At 45.4% G+C, this 597-nt stretch carries 1 protein-coding gene; it reads right to left on the reverse strand.

Features of this window, described 5'->3' with window-relative positions:
- Positions 1 to 68: 68 nt before the first annotated feature.
- Positions 69 to 503 (reverse strand): papain-like cysteine protease family protein, encoded by a 435-nt coding sequence (locus ABD892_RS27075; RefSeq protein ID WP_425559225.1) that lies wholly within the window; start codon positions 501 to 503, stop codon positions 69 to 71.
- Positions 504 to 597: the final 94 nt, after the last annotated feature.

Consider the following 597-nt stretch of genomic DNA (forward strand, 5'->3'; position numbering starts at 1 on the left):
AAATCTGATTAACCCGGTCACCTGGAATTAAGAGATTGACCCGATTGATTGCCAGGTAAATCAAGAACTCACGGATTCAGGTCTTTGATACCAGTGAGCACTGCACAATGTGAGTAACGTCTACCAGACCGACCTGGTGGATTGGGCCTGGTTACAATCAGAGGACCAAACTTTTTTAAAACCGAAGCTATTTTGCTTGCACGATTACACCAGCTATCCGGCGCTATCATTCTCCGAAGACCTTCATTCCTGGTCAATTGCTGGAGATGCATCTTGGATTCAGCATCCATAGTGGGAGACATATCGATTGGATAATGTCCCAAAAACGATGCTCCAGACTCGTTTGTGGTAGGACGACAGTATAACTCTGGAACCCCCAACCGAGGACCTTCTCCGTAACAAAAGGCCACCATACAAACACACGCGTACCAACACCCCAGAGGGTCATGCTGTTTATTTCCATAGCTGAACATATTTACATAAGGAATATCCCAATAAATCATGACCCTGACCGAAAAACTAGGAGCTGTTGACGTTTCACATTGGTAACCAGACAAAAGCACAAGCCAGAGCTACGACACTGACAAAGTTTCGCTT

This window comes from Kistimonas scapharcae (assembly GCF_039540975.1).
GTDB lineage: Bacteria > Pseudomonadota > Gammaproteobacteria > Pseudomonadales > Endozoicomonadaceae > Kistimonas > Kistimonas scapharcae.